Annotated in this window: 14 protein-coding genes; 2 read left to right on the top strand and 12 right to left on the bottom strand. The window is 54.4% G+C overall.

The window, feature by feature from the left end:
* Window positions 1-8: 8 nt before the first annotated feature.
* Both E5C26_RS13180 and ydgH read right to left on the bottom strand, forming a co-directional pair.
* Entirely contained in the window at window positions 9-1,400 is a 1,392-nt protein-coding gene (locus tag E5C26_RS13180) for an amino acid permease (protein WP_135316730.1), read from the bottom strand.
* A 243-nt stretch (window positions 1,401-1,643) separates the two neighbouring features.
* Window positions 1,644-2,594: a DUF1471 family protein YdgH gene (gene ydgH / locus E5C26_RS13175; RefSeq protein WP_135316729.1), complete on the bottom strand. Its 951-nt coding sequence runs from the start codon at window positions 2,592-2,594 to the stop codon at window positions 1,644-1,646.
* A gap of 538 nt (window positions 2,595-3,132) precedes the next feature.
* Here ydgH and pntA point away from each other — a divergent pair.
* Window positions 3,133-4,662, top strand: a complete 1,530-nt coding sequence (gene pntA, locus E5C26_RS13170; RefSeq protein WP_135316728.1) for a Re/Si-specific NAD(P)(+) transhydrogenase subunit alpha — start codon at window positions 3,133-3,135, stop codon at window positions 4,660-4,662.
* Window positions 4,663-4,672: 10 nt separating this feature from the next.
* Window positions 4,673-6,067 carry a Re/Si-specific NAD(P)(+) transhydrogenase subunit beta gene (gene pntB / locus E5C26_RS13165; RefSeq protein WP_135316727.1) on the top strand — a complete coding sequence of 465 codons (1,395 nt, stop codon included), beginning with the start codon at window positions 4,673-4,675 and terminating at the stop codon, window positions 6,065-6,067.
* 51 nt (window positions 6,068-6,118) lie between these two features.
* Here the strand turns inward: pntB and uspE are convergent, their stop codons facing one another.
* From uspE to E5C26_RS13115, 10 genes are all read right to left on the bottom strand, one after another.
* Window positions 6,119-7,081 (bottom strand): universal stress protein UspE, encoded by a 963-nt coding sequence (gene uspE / locus E5C26_RS13160; protein WP_135316726.1) that lies wholly within the window; start codon window positions 7,079-7,081, stop codon window positions 6,119-6,121.
* A gap of 126 nt (window positions 7,082-7,207) precedes the next feature.
* On the bottom strand, window positions 7,208-7,972 hold the full coding sequence (locus tag E5C26_RS13155) for an FNR family transcription factor (RefSeq protein WP_012145310.1): 765 nt from the start codon (window positions 7,970-7,972) through the stop codon (window positions 7,208-7,210).
* A 226-nt stretch (window positions 7,973-8,198) separates the two neighbouring features.
* Complete coding sequence (gene ogt, locus E5C26_RS13150; RefSeq protein ID WP_085116971.1) at window positions 8,199-8,723, bottom strand: methylated-DNA--[protein]-cysteine S-methyltransferase; 525 nt, start codon at window positions 8,721-8,723, stop codon at window positions 8,199-8,201.
* A gap of 259 nt (window positions 8,724-8,982) precedes the next feature.
* Complete coding sequence (locus tag E5C26_RS13145) at window positions 8,983-9,294, bottom strand: hypothetical protein (protein ID WP_135316725.1); 312 nt, start codon at window positions 9,292-9,294, stop codon at window positions 8,983-8,985.
* Between the two features lie 324 nt (window positions 9,295-9,618).
* Window positions 9,619-10,473: a tagatose bisphosphate family class II aldolase gene (locus E5C26_RS13140; RefSeq protein WP_135316724.1), complete on the bottom strand. Its 855-nt coding sequence runs from the start codon at window positions 10,471-10,473 to the stop codon at window positions 9,619-9,621.
* Window positions 10,474-10,482: 9 nt separating this feature from the next.
* Entirely contained in the window at window positions 10,483-11,649 is a 1,167-nt protein-coding gene (locus E5C26_RS13135) for an SIS domain-containing protein (RefSeq protein WP_135316723.1), read from the bottom strand.
* A 24-nt stretch (window positions 11,650-11,673) separates the two neighbouring features.
* Window positions 11,674-12,444: a transcriptional repressor AgaR gene (agaR, locus tag E5C26_RS13130; protein ID WP_135316722.1), complete on the bottom strand. Its 771-nt coding sequence runs from the start codon at window positions 12,442-12,444 to the stop codon at window positions 11,674-11,676.
* Window positions 12,445-12,776: 332 nt separating this feature from the next.
* Window positions 12,777-13,685, bottom strand: coding sequence for an ROK family protein (locus tag E5C26_RS13125; protein WP_135316822.1), 909 nt, complete (start codon window positions 13,683-13,685; stop codon window positions 12,777-12,779).
* A gap of 19 nt (window positions 13,686-13,704) precedes the next feature.
* Window positions 13,705-14,988 (bottom strand): Gfo/Idh/MocA family protein, encoded by a 1,284-nt coding sequence (locus E5C26_RS13120; protein ID WP_135316721.1) that lies wholly within the window; start codon window positions 14,986-14,988, stop codon window positions 13,705-13,707.
* A 19-nt stretch (window positions 14,989-15,007) separates the two neighbouring features.
* Entirely contained in the window at window positions 15,008-16,120 is a 1,113-nt protein-coding gene (locus tag E5C26_RS13115; RefSeq protein WP_135316720.1) for an ABC transporter ATP-binding protein, read from the bottom strand.
* Between the last annotated feature and the right edge of the window lie 4 nt (window positions 16,121-16,124).

The following is a 16,124-nucleotide window of genomic DNA, read 5'->3' as shown; positions in this document are numbered from 1 at the left end:
TTCTTCACTTACTGCAGCATAAACCAGCCGGCCGGTACCGTGGCCATCAACAACAGAAAAATACTGCTTTTTTCCAGCCGATTCAGCAATTTGACGTCATTATGTCCGCTTCGGGCATAGATAAACACCAGCAGCCCCGGTGCATACAGCAACACCGACATCAGCAGATGCATTAACCCAGAAGCGTAGAGTAGCCAAATGCCATACAGACAGGCACCTGTGGCGGCGAACATCAGCCGTTTGTCCTGACGACGGACAGCCACCTTAAACAAGAAGGCACCGACCAGGAAATAAGGCACCAGGATCATTTCCGAGGCGATAGTCAGCAGAGAATTATAATTGCTGCCGGTCAGCCAGATCAGCACCAGTGCGAACTGCACGGCAATATTGGTCAGCCATAGTGAAGCCGAAGGCGCGTGATTCTTGTTCTGCTTGCGGAAAATCTTTGGGAAAGCGCCGTGTTGTGCTGCCAGTAGCGGGACTTCAGCGGCCATAATCGTCCAGCTCAGATAGGCCCCACACACCGAAACAATCAGCCCGGCAGCGATAATCACGTCACCCCAGGGACCAATCAGGTCGACCATCAGCACTGCCATTGAAGGATTGCGCATTTCGGCCAGTTCGCTGCGCGGCACCACCCCCAGGGACAACAAGGTCACCAGCAGGTATACAGCCAGTGCGGAGATCACCGCCAACATGGTGGCACGACCGACATCCTTTTTATGACGCGCCCGCGCTGAAACCACCACTGCGCCTTCCACACCGATAAATACCCACAGGGTAATCAGCATGGTGTTTTTTACCTGTTCCCACACCGGCTTACCAAGAGCGATACCGTGAAAATCCAGCGTAAAGACGTCCATGTTGAACGCCATTCCCGCCAACACGGCAAACATCCCCAGCGGCAACAGCTTGGCCAGGGTCGCCACCAGATTGATACTGGCTGCGGTTTGCACGCCACGCAAAACCAGCGCGTGGACGATCCACAGCAATACGGACTCCGCCAGCAGTGCCTGCCAGGTATTGCCATCGCCCAGAATGACGTTACCGCCACGGTCGGTGAATAAACTCAGTGCGGCGAACACGATCACCAGATAAGAGACATTGGCGATCACCGCGCACAACCAGTAACCCCAGGCGGAGCAGAAACCCACCAGCTCGCCAAAACCTTCTTTCGCATAGGTAAAGATGCCGCCGTCCAGATCGGGACGCAGGCGGGTAAGCAACAGCATGGCAAAAGCCAGAAACAGGATGCCGACGCCGGTGATCGCCCAACCCAATAGCAAAGCCGCCGGGCTGGCAACCTGCGCCATGTTTTGTGGCAGGCTGAAAACCCCGGCGCCCAGCATTGAGCTCAGCACCAATGCGGTTAACGCGGTAAGACCTAGTTTTTTTTCCAATGACGGATCCTGAGCGCAGAATAAACAACTGGAAGGGAACTGCTTGGCAGTAATAACCTAATGACAATTACTGAACGAGTAGACAATAACCCTAAAAATTGGCGCAAATTCTACGGCTGGATGCGTGTGGATGCAATGATTAACTATGCGTGATTTACAAAAAACTATTCAACTGGCAGGGCGGCGTGCGACAAAAAAACGGGCAGCTCAATGGCTGCCCGATGGTAAACCGCAAATTGAAACTTATTTGAACAGATCTGCACTGACGGTCAGGTTGCCGCCGCTCTTGTTCTGCCACTGGCGGGTCACGTGATAGTATTTGGCGCCTTTCTCGGCCGCACGTTTGGCAACTTCGCTGGAAACATCAGTCATGCTGTTGAAGTGGCCAGTGAAGGTCACGGAATCAAACGGCACCATCTGCGCGGCAGTCACATTGTTCACTTCCTGAATCTGAGTACCGTTCGGTAAAGTGACAGTATAACGTTTGCCGGTAGAAGACTGGGTTTCGAAGAAACGGCCTACGTCGCGACTTGGTGAGCCAGAAGAGGCCACACCCGGAATTTCAACCTTGGCAGCAGCAGCGCCACCGGCAGCCAGTGCGGCTTTACCGGCTTCAGAGTCGGCCGGAATGGCATCCGGGCTCTGAACGACACGTTTAGGGGCATCGGCTTTATAGATATAGGCGGTAATGAACTGGTTACCCCCCTGGTTGGCATCAACCTGACGCACGATAAAGAAGGAGGCTGCGCCTTTCTTTTTCGCTTCTTTACTGATGGCATCGTTGATGTCCGGCTGGCTGCGGTAGAAACCGCTGACGCTCACCGTATCGTACGGCTCCAGCAGGAAGGCCTGTTCTTTCGGCAGCTCGGTCACCCCGTTAATTACGCGGTATTTCGGGTCTTTGCTCACTTCCGGCGCATCTTTATGATAAAGATCTGCGGTGACGCGCCAGTTGCCGCCATTGTTGCTGTTGTTGCTATCCTGGATATAGAAGGAGTCTGCACCCAGTTTGTCTGCACGGCGGGATACGGCATCAACGGCTTCATTGATGGCATTAAAGCGGCCGGTAATCGTGATGCGATCAAACGGCTTCAACGCCGCTGCTTTTTCAGGAGTTAACTCTTGTGCCGCCTGAGCAGACAGCGCAGTGAGTGATAACAAGGCTGATGCGATGATCGTGTTCTTCAGCTTCATAAAAAATCCTTTCGCCTAGCGCATTAACGTTTATAACGTGCTGAACTGTTTAGGTGTAATTCAGCCGCCGATTATTACATGTAATCTCGACCAGTGTCTCAGCATTTTATGTCATCCCGTGAGACAAACCCCCAGAAGGATTGTGCCCGATATTTTGCGCAGAATCGCCATAAGTTTCAATAATAAAGCCTTTGATGTCATAAGTGTTAATTATTCACAATTTTATAACTTTTATGCGATTTGGCCGTGCGCCACTGGAAAGCCGCCAACTTCCGTTAGCCCCAATGTGGCCGTAAAAACGGCATTCCAGCGGGGTTTTTAACTTTAATTTGCGATTTATCATGTCACTGTCTGAGTTTTTATGTAAAAACAGACCTGAATGCGTAAGCAATTATGGATCATCGATCATATTTTCAGTAGGTTATAGATGGCGCCTTAATTCGTTGCCGACAAGGTTAATCAAAACCTGTCAGCCGGGGCCATCGCTATGGGTAGGAAGATAATAAACATCATCATAGACAGGTGAGAAGGGAACATTATGCGTATTGGTGTACCAAGAGAACGGTTGGCCAATGAAGCCCGGGTCGCAGCAACGCCGAAAACGGTGGAACAACTGCTGAAGCTGGGCTTTACCGTCGCGATTGAAAGCGGGGCGGGTAAACTGGCAAGTTTTGACGATAGCGCTTATGAAGCCGCTGGGGCAACAATCACCGACACCGCTGATGTCTGGCAGTCGAGTCTGATTTTAAAAGTAAACGCACCGCTTGAGGACGAGATCGCGTTAATGCGCGAGGGTAGCACCCTGGTCAGCTTTATCTGGCCGGCACAAAACCCGGAGTTGATCGCGAAGCTGGCCGCTCGCAACGTTACTGCAATGGCGATGGATTCTGTACCGCGTATCTCACGTGCACAATCCATGGACGCACTGAGCTCAATGGCCAACATCGCCGGTTACCGTGCGATTGTTGAGGCCGCGCATGAGTTTGGCCGCTTCTTCACCGGGCAAATCACCGCTGCCGGCAAGGTTCCACCTGCCAAGGTCATGATCATCGGTGCCGGCGTAGCGGGTCTGGCGGCCATCGGTGCCGCAGGCAGCCTGGGGGCGATTGTTCGCGCCTTCGACACCCGTCCGGAAGTCAAAGAGCAAGTACAGAGTATGGGCGCCGAGTTCCTCGAGCTGGATTTTGAGGAAGAAGCGGGCAGCGGCGATGGCTATGCCAAAGTGATGTCCGAGGCCTTTATCAAGGCCGAGATGGCGCTGTTCGCCGCCCAGGCGGCCGAGGTCGACATCATTGTCACCACCGCGTTGATCCCGGGCAAACCTGCACCGAAGCTTATCACCAAAGAGATGGTGGCTTCGATGAAACCGGGGAGCGTGATCGTCGATCTGGCAGCGCAAAACGGCGGCAACTGTGAACTGACCGTCGCCGACCGCGTGACGGTTACCGACAACGGCGTGAAAATCATTGGCTATACCGATTTGCCCAGCCGCCTGCCAACTCAATCCTCACAGCTTTACGGTACCAACCTGGTTAACCTGCTGAAGCTGCTGTCGAAAGAGAAAAACGGCGAAATTGACGTTGATTTTGAAGACACCGTCATCCGCGGCGTTACCGTGGTGCGCAGTGGCGAAGTCACCTGGCCGGCACCGCCAATCCAGGTTTCTGCCCAGCCTAAACAGGCGCAGGCCGCCGCACCGGTTGCCAAACCGGCGGCAAAACCGGTTTCACCCTGGCTGAAATACGGCCTGATGGCGCTGGCCATTATCCTGTTTGGTTGGTTGGCCAATGCCGCCCCGAAAGAGTTCCTGTCTCACTTTACCGTGTTTGCGCTGGCCTGCGTGGTGGGTTACTACGTGGTATGGAACGTCAGCCATGCATTGCATACCCCGTTGATGTCGGTCACCAATGCGATCTCAGGGATTATCGTGGTTGGTGCGTTATTGCAGATTGGCCATGGCGGCTGGGTGAGTTTTCTCTCCTTTATCGCCGTGCTGATCGCCAGCATCAACATTTTTGGTGGATTCACCGTCACTCAGCGCATGCTGAAGATGTTCCGCAAGAACTAAGGGGTAGCATATGTCTGGAGGATTAGTTACAGCTGCATACATTGTTGCCGCTATCCTGTTTATCTGTAGTCTGGCCGGCCTGTCGCGCCATGAGACGTCCAAGCGGGGCAATCTGTTTGGCGTTGCCGGGATGGCGATTGCGCTGATCGCCACCATCCTCGGGCCGGATTCCGGCAACGTGGGCTGGATCATCATCGCGATGATTATCGGTGGTTCGATCGGGGTTTATCTGGCGAAAAAGGTCGAAATGACCGAAATGCCAGAGCTGGTGGCGGTGCTGCACAGCTTTGTTGGCCTGGCGGCGGTTCTGGTGGGGTTAAACAGCTACCTGGATCACGGCGCGCCAATGGACCCGGTGATGGAGAATATCCATCTGACCGAAGTGTTCCTTGGCATCTTTATCGGTGCGGTCACCTTTACCGGTTCGATTGTCGCGTTCGGCAAACTGCGTGGCATCATCTCTTCCAAACCGCTGGCACTGCCAAATCGGCACAAAATGAACCTGGCGGCACTGGTGGTCTCCTTCCTGCTGCTGGTGGTGTTTGTTCGCGCCGACAGCGTGGGTTGGCAGGCAGTGGCGCTGGTGTTGATGACCGCTATCGCGCTGGCGTTTGGTTGGCATCTGGTGGCTTCCATCGGCGGTGCAGACATGCCGGTCGTGGTGTCGATGCTCAACTCTTACTCGGGGTGGGCAGCAGCGGCAGCGGGCTTTATGTTGAGCAACGATTTGCTGATCGTGACCGGTGCGTTGGTGGGGTCTTCGGGGGCGATTCTGTCTTACATTATGTGTAAGGCGATGAACCGTTCGTTTATCAGCGTGATCGCCGGCGGCTTCGGTACTGATGGCTCTTCGACCGGTAATGCGGAAGAAATGGGCGAGTATCGTGAAACCACCGCGGAAGAGGTTGCCGAGCAATTGAAGAACTCCACTTCGGTGATCATCACCCCAGGCTATGGCATGGCGGTAGCGCAGGCGCAGTATCCGGTGGCAGAAATCACCGAGAAATTGCGCGCGCGCGGCATCAAGGTGCGTTTTGGCATTCATCCGGTTGCCGGGCGTTTACCGGGCCACATGAACGTGTTGCTGGCCGAAGCCAAGGTGCCTTATGACGTGGTGCTGGAGATGGACGAAATCAATGACGATTTCGCGGATACCGACACCGTACTGGTGATCGGCGCCAACGATACGGTGAACCCGGCCGCACTGGAGGATCCGCGCAGCCCAATCGCCGGTATGCCAGTGCTGGAAGTGTGGAAAGCGCAGAACGTGATTGCCTTTAAACGCTCAATGAACACCGGCTATGCCGGCGTGCAGAACCCGCTGTTCTTTAAAGAGAACACCCAGATGCTGTTTGGCGATGCCAAAGAGAGTGTGGAAGCGATACTGCGTGCGCTGCAGGCGTAACGCCAACAAATAAAAACGGGCCTTTCGGCCCGTTTTTTTATGCGTCAAACATCAATCCTCGTCGTCATGCTCATCGTCTTCGTCGGTTTCGATCGGGCAATTGAAGTTTTCCGGCTTAATCACCAGCAGGTCACATTTCAGATGGTCGATCACATGTTCTGCCGTGTTGCCGATAAACGCCGCCGAAATGCCGGTACGACCGAGCGTGCCCAATACCACCACACCCGCCTGCAGGTGCTCGGCCAAATCGGGGATCACCTCTTCTGGCAGGCCTTTTTCAACGTGGGTAAATTCTTCTTTAATACAGAATTTTTGCCTTAGTGCCTTCATGGCGATCAGGTGCTGCCCGCGAATGGCGTCGTTGTAGACGCTGGGGTCAAAGTCCGGCAGTTCGATAGCAATATTGATGGGGGTAACGGGGTAAGCGCCGACCAGGTGAACTTCGGTTTGGTTGACGTTTTGCGCCAATTCAACGGTTTCCTGTACCAGCTTGATGTTCAATGGGTCATGGTAGGGTTCTTCACTGGCCAGATTGACCGCCACCACCGCTTTGCTGCCTTCCTGCCAGGGTTGGTCTTTGACCATCCACACCGGGCAAGGGCATTTTCGTAACAGATGCCAGTCGGTTGGGGTGAAAATAACGGATTCCAGCCGGTCGTGTTGATGTGCCATTTTAAGCAGCAGATCGTGCTTGCCGGCGATCACTTCCTGAATAATCGCTTCATAAGGGCGGTTATGCCAGACCACTTTGATTTCAATAGGAACGCCTTCGTCGAGGTAAAAACGGCATTGCTCGTTGATCCATGCGGCACGCTGGCTGATAACGCCTTGTCGCATCGCCGTCCTTTCGTCCGGGGAGAGCAAGGTCGTCATCTCGTAAGAGAAGTCGTAAATAGGCAGGAAGGCCTTAATGCGCCCGCCATTTCTTTTAATCAGGTACACCGCCCGGCGCAGCGCCGGCTGGTCATCCTGGTTGGGGTCAATAGCCACCAGAAGATTCTGATACTTCGCCATAGGGCCTCCTTACAGCTGAAAATCAACAGTCTGTCAATTTACAGAGTAACCCAACATTGAAAAACAGAACAGCAGCAGAGATGTGCTGGGTCAATAATTCTGTTGAATTACTAACCCAGCTTGGGATCAGGCGTTTACGGTCACGTTAATGCGTGGCGTACCGGCCAGCACCGACAGGGCGTCGACGTTTTCGATAGTGATGTATTTGCCTTTCACGCTGAGGATTTCGCTTTTCTGGAAGCGGCCCAGCAGGCGGCTGATGGTTTCTACCGTCAGGCCAAGGTAGTTACCGATGTCACCACGGGTCATGGTCAGGCGGAACTCACGTGGTGAGAAGCCTCGTTCCGCAAAGCGGCGCGACAGGTTATAGACGAAAGCGGCCAGGCGCTCCTCGGCATTTTTCTTCGACAACAGCAGGATCATGTCCTGATCGCCTTTAATCTCGCCACTCATCAGGCGCATGATTTGCTGGCGCAGGTTAGGCATTTTACCGGACAGGTCATCGAGTGTTTCGAACGGGATCTCGCATACCATGGAAGTTTCCAGCGCCTGGGCGAAGCTTGGGTGCTTCAGGCCGCCAATGGCGTCAAAACCGACCAGATCGCCCGCCAGGTGGAAACCGGTGATCTGCTCATCACCTTGCTCGGTAATGGTATAACTTTTGATGGTCCCGGAGCGGATAGCGTACAGCGATTTCAGTTCATCGCCGGCCTTGAACAGGGTCTGGCCCTTCTGAATAGGCTTTTTCCTTTCGATAATGTTGTCGAGCTGGTCCAGCTCATGAGCATTAAGAGTAAAAGGAATACACAGCTGGCTGATACTGCAATCCTGACAATGGATCGCACAACCACCAGACTGGATACGACGAATCACGCGTTTTTCCGGGATCATAGATTACGCTCATTCAATAATTGATATGCGTCAATTTTAACATCTTTTCCGGCAGCTGATAAGGGTAGCATTAATAACAACGGGGGCATTCTGTGCGAATTTCACGCAACCATACCGCCGATTGTTCTGTAGCTGATTGAAATATTTTGATTTCTTTACCACTTACGTCAATACGTAACGCTTACCGCAGCCGGGGTATCTTTGCGATGCCCCGGCTGGTAGGGGATTAAAGCAGTTCGTTCTGTAAATACCCTTCATGTTTCAATAGCCACTGTTTGCGCTGGACGCCACCGGCATAGCCGGTCAATGCGCCTTGCGAGCCAATCACCCGGTGGCAGGGCACCACGATGCTGATGGGGTTGGATCCGTTGGCCATACCCACTGCTCGTGATGCCGTTGGGCGACCGATGCGTTTCGCTAATTCGCCATAGGTAATGATCTCCCCACAGGGGATCTGGCGCAGTTGCTGCCACACGCTACGCTGGAATTCGGTACCGGCGGTCATCACCGGCAATTGATCAATAACATCCAGCTCACCTGAAAAATAGCGCTGCATGGCATCGGTCAGACCGCCAGGGTTGGATTTGTCTACCAGTTGGAATCGATCGGCACGGTAGTGGGTATTCAGCAGCTTCATCAGACGCGCTTCATGCTCAGTCCAGTCGATAGCGCGCAACCGGTCTTGTTCATCTGCAATCAGTACCAGTTCGCCTACCGGCGTTGCCATGCGATCAATAAAAAAAGTCTGCATGTGATTACTCCTCTCGTTTGATGAGCGGATTATTACATGAAATGAGGGATAGCGATGGCGGATTCCGGACATGAAGATGGGCAACCTCAGGTTGCCCATACTGTAAGCATGAATGTGGTGTGTCGCTTTATGCCTCAAATGTATAAAATAAATTTATAAATTTTCAATAAGTTTATTTAATTGAGCCAAAATTAATACTAAACAAATACCGCAGGTGATTAATAAAAGTAACCTTGGTTATTAATAAAAGTACCGCAGGTTATTTGTAGCTTATTGTGATGTTCTTTAGTTTTTCGTTATTATTAATCACTTCAGTTATCACGCTGGAAACTAATTCTGGTGGCATGTTGTTTAATGATGTCGTGACAAGGCCATTACTGTGTGCCGAATTTATGCCAAAACAATTGGAAATGATCCCTTCATTCTGGTGTTTGATACTGCAGGCCGGTGCTGTGATTTCGCCCGTAAAACGGATGGTGCCGGAAGCTACGTGGGTACTAGGGCCTTGTGCTGCCTGTAGCGTCGCGGGAAGGAGAGCCAGCAACACCAGTGCCATGATAGAGTTTTTCATTATTAATTCCTTTTTAAAATGAACTGATAAAATAAGTATTTCCAGTTAAATAAAGTTTAAACAGACATGTTTTACGTCATCCGTAAACAAAGACTTTCGGTTCTCCTTCTTGAATGTCTTATATACTATTCTTAATTTTTATTGCCGTTAGATTTGATAATAGGTGGGGGAGTGGGAAAAACTATGATTTAGATCATGCTGAAGACAGCTTAATGATTAGCAGGTGAATATGGCGGGTGTACTGTGAGATCTGTCACGATAAAAAATCGGTTCTGGCCGCAGTTGAATCTGAAACGGCGGCCAGGTCTGGTGTTTTATCCTGAATTACAGCATGCCACTGCTGCCACAGATACGGATTTTCTCGGCTACTACCTCTTTCATCGCCAGTTTTCCGGGCACGATATACTTGCGTGGGTCGTTAGCATCCGGGTGCTGGGAGAAATAGCTTTTTACCGCATCGGCAAAGGCTATTTTCAGCTCGGTAGCCACGTTGACCTTGCAGACGCCCAATGAGATGGCGCGTTTGACCATGGCTTCAGGAATGCCCGAGGCGCCGTGCAGTACCAGCGGGATATCGACCTGCTCGCGGATCAGCGCCAGGCGATCAAAATCCAGTTTGGGTTCGCCGTGGTACAGCCCGTGGGCGGAACCAATCGCCACCGCCAGTGAATCGATGCCGGTTGCGGTAACAAATTCACGTGCGGCGGCCGGGTCGGTAAAGAAGCTGTCGGTAGAATCGACAATCAGGTCGTCTTCCTGGCCGCCGAGACGGCCCAGCTCTGCCTCCACGCTGGCACCATAGCGGTGACACAGCGCTACGGCCTCGGCCACCTTGGCAATATTTTGCGTGAAGGGCAGGTGTGAGCCGTCGATCATTACCGAGCGAATACCGCTTTTGACTTTATATTCGATGTCATCCATTTCTTCGTGGTGATCCAGATGCAACGCCAATGGCAGATCGTAACGATGGGCGGCGGCCTGGCAGATACCGATCAAATAGTCGGTGCCGGCATAGCTAAAGGTGCCGGGCGTGCCGGCCATAATCACCGGTGAGCCCAGTTCGGCGGCGGTTTCTGCCACCACCTGAACGGTTTCCAGATTATGGACATTGAATGCCGGCACGGCATAACCCTGGCGCTGCGCTTTTAGCAGCATTTCGCGATTGGATATCAGGTACATAGAGATTCCTTACGCCACAGAAGACGGGTAACGGTAAATGGTGACGCCTTTCACCACCCGGTTGACTTCACCGGTCGGGCACGGATTATCCGGCGTCAGGCCAAGTGCCAGCGAACTTTCAAATGCCAGCATCTGGGTGAATAACAGGTAAGGGAACAGCAGCCAGATATCATCTTCGGCGTGGTGCAGATTCAGCATTTGTTCACATAGCGCCTGAGGATTGCCGGTCAGGCCGACCATCTGCATTGCCAGACCGTCGCGTTGCAACTCGTTCCACAGATCGCGATCGTATTGGCGGGCATAGTCGCCACTGGAGAACATCAGCAGGACCAGCGTCTGGTTGTCGACCATAAATTTTGGCCCATGACGCAGGCCCAGTGGCGAGTCGTAGCGGGTGACAATCTGCCCGGCCGTCAGTTCCAGCATTTTCAGCGAAGCCTCTTCCGCCAGCCCGGTAAAACAGCTGCCGCCCAGCGTGATATAACGCCGGAAACCGCTGGCCGCCAACGCCTTCACCTGAGCTTGTAGGCTGTCACGCAGCTCAAGGCAGCGAGCAACCATCGCCGTCAGTGGCTGTTGGGCCTCGGCAAGAGAATAGGGGCCGAGCAACAACGCGGCGGACAGCATCATGCAACTGAAGCTGGAGGTCATGGCGAAGCTTTGATCGTTAGACCCCTGCGGCATCACCAGCGAACAGACGTTATCGCGCTGATGGGCGTATTGCGCCAACTGGCTGTCCGGGTTGCAGACCAGCATCAGGTGATAGCTTTCCGGCAGCAATTGATCGGCCAGCTCCACCGTCGCCACGCTTTCCGGGCTGTTGCCGGAGCGCGCGAAAGACACCAACAGCGTAGGGCGTGTCAGGTCAAGATATTGGTGCGGGTTGGCGACAATATCGGTGGTGCCGTAGGCCACTAAGTCACGGCCGGTTTTCTCGCGCAGCCAGGGTGCCAATGCACGGCCGGCGAAGGCCGAGCTGCCTGCGCCGCACAGCACAATCTGCAGGCGAGGGTTAGCCAGCAGCGGGGCCAGAAAAGGCTGCCACAGCGTTTGTTGCTCCTGCAATTGCCGGTGCAGGGCGGCCCATAAGTCTGGCTGCTGCCAGATCTCACGTGCGGTATGCAGCGCATGTCGTTGTTCCAGCCAGCCCGCATCGTAAGCAAAATAACCGTTCATGTTGAAACTCCTTAAAAACCGCGGTTAACGGTCGGCGATAATCACGTCGACCCCTAAATGGTTCAGCGCATGCAGGTAGCTTTCCGGGATGCGGCTGTCGGTGACCAAACGCTGGATTTGGCCGATTTCACGGATCATGCAAAAGCTGGTGCGCCCGAACTTGCTGGCGTCCGCCACCGCGATCACTTCACGCGCGACGTCGCACATGGCACGGTTGAGTTGCGCTTCACCGGGATCCGGCGTGGTGATGCCGCTTTGCAGATCAAAACCGTCGACGCCAAGAAACAGCTTGTCGAAACGGAACTGACGCATGTGTTGCTCGGCGGCCGGGCCGTACAGTGACCAGGATTTACGTCGCACGCTGCCGCCGACCACCATCAGATCAACCTGTTCGTTATTGGCCAGTTCGAAAGCGATATTCAACGCATTGGTCATCACCACCAGATCTTTTTTACCGACCAGTTGTTGCGCCATTTGACTGGTGGTCGAACCGGAGTCGAGAATGATGGCATCGCCGTCGTTGACCAGTCCCGCCGCCGCGCAGGCAATGGCGTATTTCACGTCGCGATTGATGCGCCCCTTGTCCTGGAGCGGACGATCGAAGGCGAACTGCTTATTGAGCATCGCGCCGCCATAGGCACGGACCGCACAGCCGCTTTTCTCCAGTTGGCGCAGGTCGCTGCGGATAGTGACGCTGGAAACCGAAAACTGGGCGCTGAGTTGCTCGACGCGCACTGAGCCTTCGCGACAAAGCTGGTCGATAATTAATTCCCGTCGTTTTAGGGTATTGATCATTAACGCGTGACTCCTGATTTAGCTGTAGCCATACCCGGCCGCGGCGCAATGCGTCGCAGTTAATCTGGCAGGAGTGCTTTCAGTTGTTCGTGGCGAATTACAGCAAACGAAACAGTGAAATGCAATCGGTTATTTTATAAAAATCTATATGTATCAGTTGTTTATATTTAAAAAGCCTTTCGATTGGCTCTCAATCGAAAGCTGTCGGGAAATAAAGTGAAAAGCCGTAATCCGTTATTTATCAGGCGGCAACTTGCCACCTGGGTTAATTTGCCAAAAGCAGGATGAAAGCTGTGCCACTGATTTTTTCCCGGCGGTCTTTTCACTATTTTTTATTGCCAACTTTGGCGTAATAATGCAGCTCCTCGTACACCGCTGCTGTCGCCGTGCACCGGTGGGTAAATTGCCGCCGGTTCGGTACCGGGCAACAGCCAATGGCTCATGGCCGGGGGCAGCAGTGAATACAATTCGCCAACGTTGGACAGTCCGCCCCCCAGCACAAAGGCATCTACATCCAACAACAGTTGCAGGCTGGCCAGTGCGCTGGCCAGAATATCGACGTACATGGCTATCAGTCGCCGCGCCAACGGATCTCCCTGCCGGTAACTGGCGATTAACGCCGGTACGTGGTCGGCGGGGTGGCCGAAATGGCGGCTTAATGCCAGCAGACCGTTGCCGGAAACGTAGCGTTCAAAGCAGCCCGTCAGCCCGCAATTACAGGTGAATAGCGGCAAGTCGTAACGCTGTGCCAACTGGGCGGAGATCGGCGTGTGGCCCCATTCTCCGGCCAGGCCATTACGGCCCTTATGCAACTGCTTGTTCATCACCAGACCACCGCCGGCGCCGGTACCGATAATGGCGCCGAACACCAGCGCCAGATGCTCGGTTTGCGGCGTGCTGGCCTCGGAAAGGGCAAAACAGCGGCAGTCGTTTTCAATTTCAACCGGTCGCGCCAAGGTTTGCGCCAGATCGTCTGCCAGGCAATGTCCGGTCAGACAGGGGACGTTAACCGCCAGTTGCTTTCGGCTGCGTGGGTCGGTCACGCCCGGTAAGCCGATGCCGATACTGCCCTGGGTGTGCAGTTGGCTGTCGGCACTGTTGACCAATTGATGGATGCAGGACAAGAACTCGCGATAATCACCGGTGGGGGTCGTGACCCGCTGGCACAATACCTGCCTGAGCTGTCCGTCGTAGGCCGCCATCTCGATCTTGGTGCCCCCGATATCGAAACCGTAGCGCATCTGTGATATTTCCACGTTTTCAGGCTCCGCTCAGGGTGATCACCGCAGATTCGCGGCGTGCACGTTCCGCCGCAAACACCATCAGGTGGCTTTCCAGCGTTTCTGCCGGGCCGGACAGCACCTGTGAAGGATCGTTGGTGCGAATGGCGTCGATAAAATGCTGCATCAGGTAGTAATCGCCACCGCCGTGGCCGGACATGGCGTGCAGATCTTCAGCCTCATCGACGTCGTAGACCTTTTCACTGTCGTCGACGAATGAAGTAATGCGGATGTAACGTCCATCACCTTCAAGACAGCCATGGCTGCCGAAAATGCGGGTCTGGCGATCTTCCAGCCGGGTAAAGGCGGTCATGGTAAAAGAGGCGGTGCGGCCGCCGGTAAATTGCATGTTGACCACCTGATGATCGACCACGTTGTTGTCGCAACGGTAGACGCAGCGGCCATACTGACCGTCGCGCAGCGCCGCCTGCAAATGCGACTGACTGACTTCTGGGGTCAACACCCGCAGGAAGCCCGGCGTCGCCTTGTGGTTGTCGCCCAGATAGATACGTTTGGCGGAGTAAGGGCAACTGGCTTCCACCGCGCAGTCCAGGCAGTTGTCCGCCGCCCCGGCCGGTTGGTTTTCCTGGCGAAAATGGCGCAGGCCGCCGAATGAACTGATCTGCTCGCAGGGCAGTTCCATGATGTAGCGGATCCAGTCGATGTCGTGGCAGGACTTTTGCAGCAGCATAAAGGCGGCTTCGCCGTCGTTGCGCCAGTTGCCGCGCACGAAGGAGTGAGCCTGATGCCAGTAACCCACCGGTTCCAGATGTTGCAGGCTGACGATGTCGCCAATCACGTTATCGCGCAGCAGTTGTTTCAGCTTTTGGGTGTAACGCGTGTAGCGCAATACGTGGCCGACCGAGAAAATCAGCTTCTGGCGCACCACTTCCTCGACGATGGTGCGGCATTCACTGGCGTTCGGCGACAGCGGTTTTTCCAGCAGCATGGCGTAACCCTGTTTGGCGAAGGCCAGTGCCGGTTCGAGGTGCAGAGTATCCTGGGTGCAGATCAGCACGGCATCGGCCAATTTGCCTGCGTTGGCGGCCTGCCGCCAGTCGGTGAACACCTTGTCCGCCGCGATGGCATGTTGTTCGACAAATTGCTGACGGTAGACATCACGCGGTTCAGCCACGGCCACCACCTGCATTAAATCCGGGTGTGCCAAAGCGTAGCGCGAATAAATTTCTCCACGCGCTCCGGCACCAATCACCAGTACCCGAACCGGGCGACCGGCATAATCATTTTGTTGAGCTGACGACATTGCACGTTCTCCGATCTAATTATTTGAGGTTTTGGCCGCTGATCTGGTCGAACAGGTGAGCGCGGGACAGGTCGAAAGCCAGATGGATCTGTTCCCCCAGGCGCGGCTCCCAGTCAGGCTGCGACGCCATGCGCAAAACAAAGCGCAGTCCGGCCAGTTCGCAGTGCAGCAACTCTTCGTTGCCCATGCGTTCGATGGTGACGATCTTCGCCGGATAGCAATTACTGCTGCCGGGGGAGCACAGCCGCAGAGACTCCGGGCGGATGCCCAGACAGACACGTGGGTGCGGGTAATTTTCCAACTGCCGCTGCAGCGACGGTGGCAACTCGAGGGGATGTTCGTCGCCAATGCGTAACCCGATCCCCTGGGCATTGCGGGTAATCGCCATATCGTGCAGATTCATCGACGGGCTGCCGATAAACTCGGCGACAAAGCGGTTGGCCGGTTGGTGGTAGAGATTGATCGGTTTATCCACCTGCATGATGGCACCCCGGTTCATCACGCAGATGCGATCGCCCATGGTCATCGCCTCCACCTGGTCATGGGTGACGTAGACCATGGTGGCGGCAGCACCTTCTTGCTTGAGTTGGTTATGCAGCTCGATCAGTTGAACGCGCATCGAGACCCGCAGTTTGGCATCGAGGTTGGACAGCGGCTCATCGAACAGAAATACCTTGGGCTTGCGCACAATGGCGCGGCCGACGGCGACGCGCTGGCACTGGCCGCCGGATAACTGGCCCGGTTTGCGCTGAAGCAGATTGGTGATTTCCAGTTTTTCGGCCGCATCTCTTACTCGGCGGTCAATCTCGGCTTTGCTCTCCTTGCCGATCAGGCCAAACGCCATGTTCTTGTAGACCGTCATGTGCGGATACAGCGCATAGTTCTGGAACACCATGGCGATGCCGCGATCTTTGGGCATGGTGTCGTTGACGCAGCGATCGTGGATTAATATCTGGCCTTCGCTGACGCTCTCCAGCCCGGCGATCATCCGTAGCAGGGTGGATTTGGCGCAACCGGATGGCCCGACAAACACCATAAACTCGCCATCTTTTATATCCAGGTCGATCCCGTGCAACGCATTGAAGCCGTTGGGATAAACCTTCTTCACACTGTTTAACTGTATACCGGCCATATTA

It is taken from the genome of Serratia proteamaculans (assembly GCF_004684015.1).
GTDB lineage: Bacteria > Pseudomonadota > Gammaproteobacteria > Enterobacterales > Enterobacteriaceae > Serratia > Serratia proteamaculans_F.
This window is presented reverse-complemented; position numbering and strand designations above follow the sequence as displayed.

Bases quoted from the DNA above. Each gene is read 5' to 3' on its own strand.
- E5C26_RS13145 (WP_135316725.1), bottom strand. From the start codon at position 9,294: ATGAAAAACTCTATCATGGCACTGGTGTTGCTGGCTCTCCTTCCCGCG.
- E5C26_RS13125 (WP_135316822.1), bottom strand. From the start codon at position 13,685: ATGCGCTACGGTTTCGATATCGGGGGCACCAAGATCGAGATGGCGGCC.
- pntB (WP_135316727.1), top strand. From the start codon at position 4,673: ATGTCTGGAGGATTAGTTACAGCTGCATACATTGTTGCCGCTATCCTG.
- pntA (WP_135316728.1), top strand. From the start codon at position 3,133: ATGCGTATTGGTGTACCAAGAGAACGGTTGGCCAATGAAGCCCGGGTC.
- E5C26_RS13115 (WP_135316720.1), bottom strand. From the start codon at position 16,120: ATGGCCGGTATACAGTTAAACAGTGTGAAGAAGGTTTATCCCAACGGC.
- agaR (WP_135316722.1), bottom strand. From the start codon at position 12,444: ATGATCAATACCCTAAAACGACGGGAATTAATTATCGACCAGCTTTGT.
- E5C26_RS13140 (WP_135316724.1), bottom strand. From the start codon at position 10,473: ATGTACCTGATATCCAATCGCGAAATGCTGCTAAAAGCGCAGCGCCAG.
- ydgH (WP_135316729.1), bottom strand. From the start codon at position 2,594: ATGAAGCTGAAGAACACGATCATCGCATCAGCCTTGTTATCACTCACT.
- ogt (WP_085116971.1), bottom strand. From the start codon at position 8,723: ATGCAGACTTTTTTTATTGATCGCATGGCAACGCCGGTAGGCGAACTG.
- E5C26_RS13155 (WP_012145310.1), bottom strand. From the start codon at position 7,972: ATGATCCCGGAAAAACGCGTGATTCGTCGTATCCAGTCTGGTGGTTGT.
- E5C26_RS13135 (WP_135316723.1), bottom strand. From the start codon at position 11,649: ATGAACGGTTATTTTGCTTACGATGCGGGCTGGCTGGAACAACGACAT.
- E5C26_RS13120 (WP_135316721.1), bottom strand. From the start codon at position 14,988: ATGTCGTCAGCTCAACAAAATGATTATGCCGGTCGCCCGGTTCGGGTA.
- uspE (WP_135316726.1), bottom strand. From the start codon at position 7,081: ATGGCGAAGTATCAGAATCTTCTGGTGGCTATTGACCCCAACCAGGAT.